The 11190-nt window shown below is 59.9% G+C and carries 8 protein-coding genes and 2 pseudogenes; all 10 read right to left on the reverse strand.

Annotated features, from left to right (window positions below; translation table 11 throughout):
• Positions 1-52 precede the first annotated feature (52 nt).
• Entirely contained in the window at positions 53-391 is a 339-nt protein-coding gene (locus X744_RS140230) for a recombinase family protein (protein ID WP_023763102.1), read from the reverse strand.
• A gap of 404 nt (positions 392-795) precedes the next feature.
• Positions 796-1123 (reverse strand): annotated as a pseudogene (locus X744_RS1000000175765) (tyrosine-type recombinase/integrase); the annotation flags it as partial.
• Between the two features lie 90 nt (positions 1124-1213).
• Positions 1214-2505, reverse strand: a pseudogene (locus tag X744_RS1000000173175) (acetyl-CoA carboxylase biotin carboxylase subunit family protein).
• A gap of 810 nt (positions 2506-3315) precedes the next feature.
• Positions 3316-4713 (reverse strand): CapA family protein, encoded by a 1398-nt coding sequence (locus tag X744_RS140215; protein ID WP_023763109.1) that lies wholly within the window; start codon positions 4711-4713, stop codon positions 3316-3318.
• 36 nt (positions 4714-4749) lie between these two features.
• Positions 4750-5826 carry a dipeptide ABC transporter ATP-binding protein gene (locus tag X744_RS140210; protein WP_023763110.1) on the reverse strand — a complete coding sequence of 359 codons (1077 nt, stop codon included), beginning with the start codon at positions 5824-5826 and terminating at the stop codon, positions 4750-4752.
• Positions 5823-6830, reverse strand: coding sequence for an ABC transporter ATP-binding protein (locus X744_RS140205; protein ID WP_023763111.1), 1008 nt, complete (start codon positions 6828-6830; stop codon positions 5823-5825). The genes X744_RS140210 and X744_RS140205 overlap by 4 nt, the downstream gene beginning before the upstream one ends.
• A 1-nt stretch (position 6831) precedes the next feature.
• Entirely contained in the window at positions 6832-7713 is an 882-nt protein-coding gene (locus X744_RS140200; protein ID WP_031261464.1) for an ABC transporter permease, read from the reverse strand.
• A gap of 2 nt (positions 7714-7715) precedes the next feature.
• Positions 7716-8657, reverse strand: coding sequence for an ABC transporter permease (locus X744_RS140195; protein WP_023763113.1), 942 nt, complete (start codon positions 8655-8657; stop codon positions 7716-7718).
• A 964-nt stretch (positions 8658-9621) separates the two neighbouring features.
• Positions 9622-10674: a C45 family peptidase gene (locus X744_RS140190; protein ID WP_031261465.1), complete on the reverse strand. Its 1053-nt coding sequence runs from the start codon at positions 10672-10674 to the stop codon at positions 9622-9624.
• 95 nt (positions 10675-10769) lie between these two features.
• A complete protein-coding gene (locus X744_RS1000000176160; protein ID WP_156938657.1) occupies positions 10770-11114 on the reverse strand; it encodes a hypothetical protein in 345 nt (114 codons plus the stop codon).
• Between the last annotated feature and the right edge of the window lie 76 nt (positions 11115-11190).

Raw genomic sequence — 11190 nt, forward strand, 5'->3', positions numbered from 1 at the left:
TGCAAGCCAGGCTGATCGGTGCCATATGATCCCGAACTTCATCGAGAGTGCGTCAGACCCCCTTTTGCGCGAAAAACCAGGGTCCCGATTCCGTGGTCATTGACACCGTTGCGCGCCAACCGAGAGGTCTCGATCGCGAACACGGCTCCCGCTGCCCTTCGCAGATCGCCCCCAGGAGCCGCTCGAAACCTGGTCGATTGATGCCGCCGCCCGAGCGGCCGAGATCATCGTCGATGACTTCGATCGTGGCCCAGCCGAACTGCCGAGCGCGATCGGCGAGCCCGTATTGCCGGCGCCGGCTCTCCTGATTGTGCATAAGCTGACCGGCCGTCGACTGACGGATATAGGCGAAGGCGCTGCGCGCAAGATGATCAGCCGTGATCTTCGACATTTGCGATCTCCCCGTTTGCTAGTGCCATCGCGATCTGGCGCAGCAGAGTCTCCACCAGCAGCGCCAACTCGGTCTCCTGGGCGGGTGTCAGCACAACGCTTGGCTCGCCCACTTCGAACAGGCTTGGTTGGACTTTCGTCGGACTGGAGAAATCCTAAAAGCGCATCGATCTCGGCGCGCAGAGATTGCAAGGCCCCAAGGGAAAACCGCGGCTCAGCCGATGCCTTGAAGTGTGTCGCCGCCTCGCGCATCCCACGCCGGTATGCAGGCAAGGGAGCCGTCAGGCTGCGGAATGACCACAAACTCGGTTCCACGGTAGGCATAGCGCCTCAGAATGAGCGCCGTCTCACCGCAGCGCGGATGAAATGGATAGTAAATCCGCCCTTCTTCAGGCTGTTGGCGGGCTGGATGATGCGGATGTCGGTGCCGTTCTCCAGAAGATGCGTGGCGAAGCTGTGCCTGAGCGTGTGGACCGTCACCCGCTTGTCGATGCCGGCGGCCGCGCGCGCCGAGCGACAGGCCGAATACAGCACCTTCACATCGATAGGGCGATCGGCGCCGCGCCCGGGAAACAGCCAGTCCTGCGGCTTCGCCAGCCGCCAGTAGACCCGCAGGATGCGCAGAAGCTGCGCCGACAGCATCACGGTGCGGTCCTTGCCGCCCTTTGCCGTGCTCGATCCGAATGACGCCGCGTCCGCTGTCGATGTCGCCGACCTTTAGGCTGACGGTCTCGCCAAAGGTGGCCTCGTAACACCGGTAACGTCTCTTTCGTGCTCTGATTGCTCCAATGTTGGGCGACGATCACCCGTTACCTGGCGCCACCTATGGTGGTGCGGAGGTTGGGGGTCGCTCCTGTTCGTCAAGGGCCGGAAGTGGTGTGATCGACCAACTAATTAAATCGACGGCATGCTGAAGTATCGCCTTGGTCTGAGCTGGACTGGCTGAAGCGGCGATGACATGTCCGATCGTGTCTCGGTAATCACCTTTCCTGACGATCGGTGTCTTGGGTTCAACATACAATTTGGCCCCGGCGACACCTGGTACAGCGGCCGCTCGACTGTCGCCATCGATCCAATCGAGGATGCCATCGCGATCAGGAATTAGGAACCGCGCCGCCGCAGTCTGCGAATGCCTTCTGCGCAAATCCCATTCCTCGCCGATGACAAGCTTGATGTGCTCGGTGACGAGATCGATACCGTAAGCCAGCTGGACCAGTTGAGGCTCGAGCGCGCCAGCAAGACGCGGATTGACTTCGACGACGACTGGGCCACGCTTCGTCCATCGGAGTTCGATGTTCGTTGGCCCCCAGGCGAGGCCGAGAGCTCGCAAACAGCTCAGCGAAACATCAACGATACGTTCATGCTCGTCATCAGTCAGCGGGGCCGGAGAGGTCGTCTCACGGAAGACGAAATGCGGTGGGGAGCCGAACTCAGCGGCGACAACCCCAATAACCTCATTTCCCATAATCTCGACGCTATAAAAAGGGCCTTGTGCGAATTCTTCGACCAATATCCTCGGCGAAGACCGCCATATGTGCCTCCCGCCCAACAGATAGGTCGTATGTTCGGTTAACTCATCGATGTGGCGGCACAATCGGACACCACTGCTGCCGCTGCCTGTGACTGGCTTAAGAACCACCGGCAGGCCGATCTCCGTGGCGGAGCTTTCTACATCTGTCGCATTCGCTGCCAAGCGATAAGCAGGTACTGGAACGTCGGCCTCGGCGAGGAGCTGACGTTGAAGGAATTTGTCGCAGCATCGTTCAATCGATGCGGGGTTCGGTCCCGGCAGATCGAAATGGCGGCAGAGNGTTGAAGGAATTTGTCGCAGCATCGTTCAATCGATGCGGGGTTCGGTCCCGGCAGATCGAAATGGCGGCAGAGTTTAACAACTCTCGCATAGACGAACTCGTCGAAGTCCGAAAAGCCTGTAATGCCAACGATGTCATAGGTCGCCTGCAGCTGGGAACATTCGCGGATCAGGGCATCGAGATCGTTCGTATCGACACGGATTGCCTCAAGCCTTTCCGCCGCAAGATAGTCGTACTGAGCTGGATCAGCCGACAGGGTAACTGGTGTAAGGCCAAGTCGCTGGGCCGCTTGGACGTATTGCAGAGATCGGAAGAGCGTCGTGTAGGGANAAGATAGTCGTACTGAGCTGGATCAGCCGACAGGGTAACTGGTGTAAGGCCAAGTCGCTGGGCCGCTTGGACGTATTGCAGACCAATACTCCTGTGGCCTTCAACCAGGATGAGCGCTCTTCTTGCCATTGGCGTCGACCTCCGTTGCGTGCTGTGCGGCAAGCTGAGTGTAAACAGCTATCCGCTTTTATTCGTCCCTGACCTCAGCCTTTGTGATGAAGGTACCATGGTCAGCGATCTGCGCTCGCAAAGGTTCTGCAAAGTTATTTGAAGAATTTGTTGCAACATTTTGCTTGCGGTAGTGTGGACGGCAACATGCTAGGGCAAGCCCTGGCGACACTGCCACCAAGCAGCGTGCCTCGATCAGATTTCCTCAACTCGAGTCGGTGACTGGCTGCGGAATCAGAGCTGGTCCGATTGCGTGAGAGGGCTAGGCTATTCGAACCTGGTCAAACCCACGTACGGTCGCCGCTAGGACGGCCGGACCAGCATCCTGCTTATGGCGGCAAGAAGCCCACAAGGCGAGAACCCATCTTTGACACGGCATTCCAAGCCAGCTGGAATCTTGGTTCGCCTCCTGGAATCCGCCGAGGCTGATGAGGCTCCGAGGGATCGATGTGTTGGTATAGCCGCGTTAGGCCGACTTCATGATGGCACGGTGGATGACGACCCCTGACATCACGTCTTTCGACGACGGCGCTACGCGACGGCTGCTGCCCATCACGGCAGTTTGCGACACGCAGCGGAGGCACTTCGCATCGAGCATTCACCCTGAGCGGCGTCATTACGACGAGCTGGGCCGCATTCGGATGAATCCAACGCCGGTTTCGATCTCGATATGGGTGCCAAATGGCTCCGAGAGCTTCTGTAGTCGCTCCAGAATGGCTCTTGCTTGCGGAGCGGGAGCGAGCCGCGGCACTCCCCGGTTGGCAAATCTCTTCGAGCGACCTAGCTCGATTGGATAGAGCTTCAATTCAGCAAGCTGGTTGTGCTCAAAGCGGCTCATCGCAACAACGCTCTCATAATAAACCGCGTCGGATTGAGAGCCCACTAATCCTTCTGCTGTCGGGTATCCTTTTGCCACCTCGTCGACGGTCACTTCGGCGTCTGTATCGACCCGTGGGTCCTTGCCATATACCTCAAACATGTCAGCGCCCACCGGGGTGCGGAGATCCTGACAGAAGAAATTCCCCAAGCTGTAAAAGATAGGCCGACCTTTATAGACCTCAATGCCTCGCAACAGATGCGGTCCGTGGACGATGTATGCGTCTGCTCCGGCATCAATGAGTCTGCGGGCAAACGATTGTTCGTAATCAGGCGGTTCCTGGCTCCATTCCCCGGGCTCGTGCCCGTGGTTCGTGACAATGCAGAAGTCGGAGAACTGCTTGCCCCGACGAACGTTTCGCAGAATGTCAGCGACGTCGCGCGGGTCAGCTTCGAAGCTGTAATCGGCCTTGTCGCCCGCTTTGTATATCACCCCCTCAAGTACGACTCGGTTGGGCTCCTGTCCGGCCGGATTGTAGCCCGGTAACACTTCGCGTATCCGCCTCAAGCTTTCGAGCATTTCCCGCGGGACCACGATGCTTTTGATCAGGCGAAGAGCGTTGAGGCCTGGTCTGCCTGGCGCCTCACCGGCGGGGTCGCACGCACGAGCCATAGGCTCGAACGTGGTAGCAAATGACACTAACGCCACACGGCCGCGCGAGGTTTCCAGGAAGCGAGCGGCGCCGGCTTGTGCGAGGTTTTCGCCTGCGCCTGCATGAGTGATTCCATTCTCATCGAGCGCGCGGCTCGTCTCCTGCATGCCTTCAAGGCCCCAGTCGAGCGTATGGTTGTTCGCGCGACTGAGCATATTGAAGCCCATCGCCTTCAAGTCAGGTCCCAATTCCGGGACGCTGACGCAATATGCACCGCCGTACTCGGCCTGTGGACACCCTTTAGACCGAACCGCCAAGATGTTTGTTTCCAAATTGCCGAAAGTGACGTCGGCCTTCTCAAAGATCATGAGGACATCGGCCAAACCGGGATGATAGCCTTTCGTTACGGGCCGCGCCAAGAGAAGGTCGCCAACTGCCGCCATTGTGAAGCCGTCTTCAACGTTTGTGGCAATTGAACCGACTGTATCAAAGCCACCATCGTGGTGGATTGGGTGGCGGCTGTTCTCGTGCAAATCTTTCTCCATGTAATGTCCTACTTTCCACAAGTGTGCGTTCGACCGTCATTTTACTTCCGCTTTCCAATGCGTCAGGATCGGATCATGCGGCCGAGCGGCATGAGCAGGCGAATGATCGGCCGCCGCAGCCGGCCGGAACGGGATGTCCGTAGCCGGAGCGCGCACATGACAGGCGACGACGCGCCCGTCCGCCATCGGCACCAGAGGCGGCACTTCGATGCGGCACCGCTCGACCGCCAGCGGGCAGCGCGGGTGGAACGCGCATCCGCTCGGCGGATTGATCGGACTAGGCACCTCGCCCTCGACCGGCGCCTCCAGCCGAACTCGCGTCGGATCAGGCACCGGCGCTGCCGCAATCAGCGCCTCTGTGTAGGGGTGGACCGGCTTGGCGAAGAGCGCCTCGCAGGGCGCCAGCTCCACGATCCGCCCCAGATACATGACCGCCACGCGATGGGCGATATGCTCCACGATCCCGAGGTCATGCGAGATGAAGACGAAGGCGATGCCCATCTGCTGCTGGAGATCCAGAAGCAGATTCAAGATCTGCGCCTGCACTGACACGTCAAGGGCTGACACCGCTTCGTCGGCTATGATGAGAGAGGGCTTGAGCGACAGGGCGCGGGCAATGCCGAGCCGCTGGCGCTGACCGCCCGACAATTCGGACGGGAGCCTGTGCATCATTTCGGGCGACATTCCGACTTTTCGGAGAAGGTCGGCGGCAAGCGCCTGACGCTGCTTCCGACTGAGGCGCTCGAAATTCTCGACCGGTTCGGTGATGATCTGTCCGGCGGTGAGGCGCGGGTTCAGCGACGAGTAAGGATCCTGAAAGACCATCTGCATCCGACGGCGCCAGGCGCGAAGCGCGTCCTTTGTGAGGCCAGCAATGTCCGTTCCCTCGATCAGCACGCGCCCGCCCGTGGGCTCGACGAGCCGCATCAAGAGCCGCGCCACGGTGGACTTGCCGCAGCCGGATTCGCCGACGATGCAGAGCGTCTCCCCCGCCTCGACGGTGAAGGATACATCCTGCACCGCCCGGATCATCGGAATGGTTTTCTTGAAGAGTCCCGAGCCAAGCGGATAATGCTTGGTCAGATTCTCGACTTTCAGCAAAGGACCGTTCATGCGCCCATCACCTCTTCGGCTCGCCAGCAAGCTGCGGCGTGGCTCGACCCGACATCCCGCAGGATGGGCTTCTTGTCGCGGCAAATATCGATCGCGAACGGGCAGCGAGGCGCAAAGCTGCAGCCGACGATAGGCTCGCGCAGGCTGGGCACAATGCCGGGAATCTCCGGGAGGCGGCGCTGTCGGCCACGCCGCCGGTCAGGCACCGATCGCATGAGGCCCTGAGTGTAGGGATGCGCCGGTCGCGCAAACAGATCGATGACGTTGGCCTGTTCCACGATCCGCCCGGCATACATCACGATCACGCGCTGGCATGTCTCAGCTACAACGCCCAGGTCATGCGTGATGAACATCACGGCCGTTCCCGTGCGCTCCTTCAGATCGACGATCAGACGCAGGATCTGCGCCTGGATGGTGACGTCGAGCGCGGTCGTCGGCTCGTCGGCAATCAACAGTTCCGGCGAGCAGGCAAGGGCCATGGCGATCATGGCACGCTGGCGCATCCCGCCGGACATTTCGTGAGGATAGTTGTTGACGCGAAGCTCGGGATCCGCGATGCGGACGAGACGGAGCATCTCTTCGGCCTTTGCCATGGCCACCGAGCGGGACGCTTTTGTGTGAATCTGCACCGCCTCGGCGATTTGCCGGCCGACCGTGTAGACCGGGTTCAGGCTTGTCATCGGATCCTGGAAGATCATGGCGATCTTGTCCCCGCGGACCTGCCGCATCTGCCGATCGGACAGCTTAAGCAGGTCGCGTCCGTAAAAGCGCACCTCACCACCGACTGTCCTGGCGGTCAGCTTCGGCAGCAGGCGAAGAATGGAAAGAGCGGTGACGCTCTTCCCGCATCCGGATTCACCGACGACGCCGAGCGTTTCGCCTCTCTTTACCTGAAAACTGACGCCGCCCAGGGCGCAGGTGACGCTTTCTTCGCCATAAAAGTGCGTCTCAAGGTCTCGAACGTCGAGAAGCACGTCATCCCCTGTGGATTCTCGCATCAGCATGTCAGCGCCTCCGCTTCGAGCGGGGATCGAACAGGTCCCGCAGACCGTCCCCGAGCAGGTTGACGGCAAGGACTGTGACGGCAAGGCAGATACCGGGGGCGAAGATCGTCATTGGGGCGATAGCGAGATATAATCGAGAGCTCGAAATCATATTGCCCCAACTCGGAATTTCAGGCGGAACGCCCACGCCAAGGAAGCTCAGCCCCGCCTCTGTCAGAATCGCCTCTGCACAGACAATGGCGCTCTGCACCATAAGCGCCGGAATGGTGCTCGGCAGGATATGCCGCCATAGAACCTTCGGCAGGCGTGCACCACCGCAGAGCGCGGCCTCCACATAGGGACGCTCCCGAACACTCAGAACGACCGAACGAACCAGCCGCGTGACGCTTGGCAACTGGGGGATCGTAATGGCGACGATGAGGATACCAAATCCGGGTCCTGTCAAAGAAATAAGGGCGATGGCCAATAGAAACGTCGGGATCGACATCAGGCCGTCCATGACCCGCATAATGATATTGTCGAAGCCGCGGTTGTAGCCGGCAAGAACTCCGACAAGAAGGCCGCCCAGAGCCGCGACCGCCGCCGATGTCAATCCGACCATGAGTGAGATCCGGGCGCCGAATACCGTTCGTGCAAAGACGTCACGGCCCAGATTATCGCTTCCGAACCACATCTCGGCCGAGGGCGGCTGAAGGCGTTTGAAGGGATCCATGTTCACCGGATCGCCGGCATAGAGTGGCGCGACGAGCGCTAACATAGCCAACACTGCCAAAAGGCCTCCGCCTGCAAGGACGAGCGGATGCCGCCTTGCCAGACGGGGAAGGTCAGATATTCCCATGCGGCCCGTCGGGACGTATTCAACTGGTGTGGAGAGGAGCGTCATAGTCAGTACCGGATGCGGGGGTCGACTAGGGTGTAGGAAAGATCGACGGCGAGATTGATAAGGACATACAGACCCGAAACCAAGATGAGCACACCTTGGATGATGGGATAGTCGCGGTTGTTGATCGCATCGACCACCAAACGACCAACACCAGGTATGTTGAACACCGTTTCAGTGATGACGACACCACCAATCAGACCTGCGAAACTTAAGCCGATCACGGTGAGGATCGGGACACCCGCATTCTTCAAAGCATGATGGAAAAGCATGGCATACGACGACGCGCCCTTGGCGGCGGCTGTTCGCATATAGTCTTCCGACAGAACCTCCAGCATGCTCGCACGCGCGACCCGGGCGATGAAAGCAGTGTAGGGAACGCTCAAAGTCACGGTTGGCAGTATCAAATGCACAAGCCATGGCCCAAAGCCACCGTCAATCGGCCGATAACCTTGAACAGGCAGCCAATGTGCGCTGAGACCGAACAGGTATATTAGAAAGAAGCCGATGACAAACACCGGGACAGAAAAACCAAGTGTCGCGAATGCTGTCAGGGTGCGATCAATAACACCTCCAGCTCGCCACGCGGCAAGGATGCCGAAGGAGACTCCCACCGCCACCGAGACGATCATCGTCAGGAAAGACAAGGAAAGGGTTGGCTCCAGCCGTTGCGAGATCAGCTGGAGAACGGGTAGTCCCGTGAAAATCGAGATCCCGAAGTCGCCGCCGAGGATGCTGAAAGCCCAATGCACGAACTGAACTGGCAGCGGGTCATTGAGGCCCAGCCGTTCGCGGATGCCGGCGATCATCTCCGGTGTGGCCGCGTCGCCGGCGATGATGGCCGCCGGGTCGCCGGGCGCCAGCCTGAGAAGCAGGAAAACGAAGATCCCGACCATCGCCATGACGGCAACGGTCGAGACCATCCTGCGCAGGATGTAGCCAGCCATTGCGCTCAATCCTTCTGACCATTCAGGTCGCGTTGCAAGGTGCTCACGTTTCGTTCCCCTTTTTGAGCGAGCCCGCGTTTGACCCTGCATCTATTTAGTTCTGTCGACGCCACGTGTGAGATGTTCGCTACTCAGTTTCCGACGAAGCACTTTGACGCAGAGGCCATTCTTAACAACGTAAACCCCTAGAGAGTAAAGAATGAGCCAAAATGCCTGGAATTCTGAAATGCAAGCCTCAAAAGTGGCCTTAGGTTGAAACGTATCAGTCTAAGCGGGCGCACGCGGCAGCGCATTACCCTCGCACACGCATTGGCCGTTGGGGGTAGACCTTTCTCGGCGGCTACGGTAATGCGGTAGTCAAAAATAGGAGTGGAGTTGGTTGTTCTGCCTGTGTTGTCGGATCAGATCGCAAAAAATGTCGGCAGGGTCATGAACAGCCACTCGTTCCGCCTTCCTTCAGGGGCGCCGATCCTCAAACCCAGCGTTAATTTGGTAACATTATGTGACTGCTGCTGGTCTCGACGAGAGTCCGATCATCGAGCAGGACACACGGCGGGTCAACCATGCGCAGTCCCCGGAAGACTGGAGCAAGTCCGTCTAAATCCAGACGTGCTCCAGCAAGGACTCCTTTTTGTTCGTAGCGGCGTGTCGCTTCCATCGTGTCCGGAATTGCGGCACGGCGGCTCGAGGGCTTGTTAGCATGGGGACGTCCACGAAGCGGCTACGGCAGGCTTGGCGCGGACCAGGCTGTACTGGGCCACAACGCCCAACGCTTATCCCCTAGCGCTTCGGCTTTGAGCCGGTCGAATCGATTCCCTCCAGGCGCGAGAGGGCGCCTTCGACGTAGCCCGGCTCGCTCTCGACGTTCGAAGGGCCCTCCGCGCGTCCGAATGAACGGCGCCGGGGCCTCCGGCAGTCCCGGCACGATGAAGGCGCTGACCCGCTCGACGATCGCGGCGGCGCACTAGACGACTCGCATCGTTCCGCTTAGTGTGTCGCGCTCGTCCGGCGACACGTGCACGCGCCATTCGACGCAGTCAGGGAAGAGCGCGAAGACGCTCGTGGCGAGGGTCTCGGAGTAGTCCGAGCCGTACTTATAAATTGGGGCGGTCTCATCGAATAGCACCGCCTCCGGCCCGCCCGCGAGCGCGCCTTCTGCGATCATTCGGTCGGCCGTCTCCTGCCGGATGCAGGAATCGGGACTGATCGTCTGCTCCAGCCCCTCGAATTCCCTGAAGACCATGTGGTTGGCGTGGGCTCGGGGCGAGGCGGCCTCCCGAACGGCACAACCTGAGGCTGGCGCCTCCACAGAGACGAGCCGGCGGGTCTTCGCCTCACCGAGATTGTGGTGGCAGCCGCTGGCGCGGTCCTTGCGCTTCAGGATTTCGATGGCTTCGTCCAGTCCTCTCGCGCTAAGGATCGCACGGGTAATAATCGGCCGCGGCACGCCAGGCTGAAGATCGTGGGCTGTGATGTCGTTGCCAGTCTGGACGAGCCCGGCCTCGTTCAGGCCGAATGTGTCCAACGCCAGCGTGCCGGCAGTCATGCAGCCGCTCCACGCCGGGCCCTCGTCGGGCTCTACATCGACCCAGAGGCAGGCGCCGAGGAACCCCACCGGATGATCTTCGTTATGGGCGATTATCGCTGGGCCGTCCCCTTCCGCTGGAATCAAGATCGATGTGCAGCCCAGGGCGGCGACGGCTTTCGTCGCCGAGGAGACGTCATCGGGAAGCTGCAGGTCGGCCCGGCAGTTCCACAAGAAGATCGCTTCGAAATCCTGCCCGGCGCCCTCGGCCATCCCCTCCATCTCGCGCACGAAGCGGGGATAAGCCGCGCGTGCGGCCAGTTCCAAAGTCTTCAGATAATCCGAGCCACGCCAGCGGGCATCTAGAGCCCGATATCGCTCGGTGACCAGGACGCGCTCGCGGAAGCCGGAAGCGCTGGCCTGCCCGAGGGCGAAACCGATGGAGAATGCGTCCCCCTTGGCGCGCACTCGGGAAATGGGATTTCTGGACATGTGGGGCCTCTGCTTTCTGTAAGCCGCTGTTAAGTATTAGATGGTTTGCAATCGTTAGCACCTGAGGAAGCAAAGCTTGCGCCAAAATAGGCTGGCTACTGAAATATAGGCAGCAGAAACTCGCGGATGTTGAAATGGCCCCAGAAGGGCGCTCGCGGACGCTCTTCTTCGATCGCAAACACCGCGTCCATGTCGCGCTCCTTGGGGCTGAAGCCTGAGCTTGAGTGGATCGTCGAGGACAACGAGGCGTCCCAATTGACCTTAGCGGCCGAGCAATATGCGACCGTCAACAAGTACGCCGGTGCGTATTGCCCAGATCGCCGCTGATGCATCATTGCCATCTGCTTGAGTTCGATGGGCGCAGCTATCGCCTCAAAGAAGCCGCTGAAGCCCTTGCCCGGAAACGAATCCTCGCAGTCCATGATCGTGCTGATCGCCAACTCCAGACGCACGTCGGAGATATCCGGCGAAATCGGCCTTGCCGATCGGCGAGGTCGGGTCGATGACGATCTCGAT

It is taken from the genome of Mesorhizobium sp. LNHC252B00, from assembly GCF_000502955.1.
Lineage (GTDB): Bacteria > Pseudomonadota > Alphaproteobacteria > Rhizobiales > Rhizobiaceae > Mesorhizobium.

Coding starts and splice junctions, on each gene's coding strand:
- X744_RS140215 (WP_023763109.1), bottom strand. CDS start 4,713: ATGGAGAAAGATTTGCACGAGAACAGCCGCCACCCAATCCACCACGAT.
- X744_RS140205 (WP_023763111.1), bottom strand. CDS start 6,830: ATGCTGATGCGAGAATCCACAGGGGATGACGTGCTTCTCGACGTTCGA.
- X744_RS140200 (WP_031261464.1), bottom strand. CDS start 7,713: ATGACGCTCCTCTCCACACCAGTTGAATACGTCCCGACGGGCCGCATG.
- X744_RS140210 (WP_023763110.1), bottom strand. CDS start 5,826: ATGAACGGTCCTTTGCTGAAAGTCGAGAATCTGACCAAGCATTATCCG.
- X744_RS140195 (WP_023763113.1), bottom strand. CDS start 8,657: ATGGCTGGCTACATCCTGCGCAGGATGGTCTCGACCGTTGCCGTCATG.
- X744_RS140230 (WP_023763102.1), bottom strand. CDS start 391: ATGTCGAAGATCACGGCTGATCATCTTGCGCGCAGCGCCTTCGCCTAT.
- X744_RS140190 (WP_031261465.1), bottom strand. CDS start 10,674: ATGTCCAGAAATCCCATTTCCCGAGTGCGCGCCAAGGGGGACGCATTC.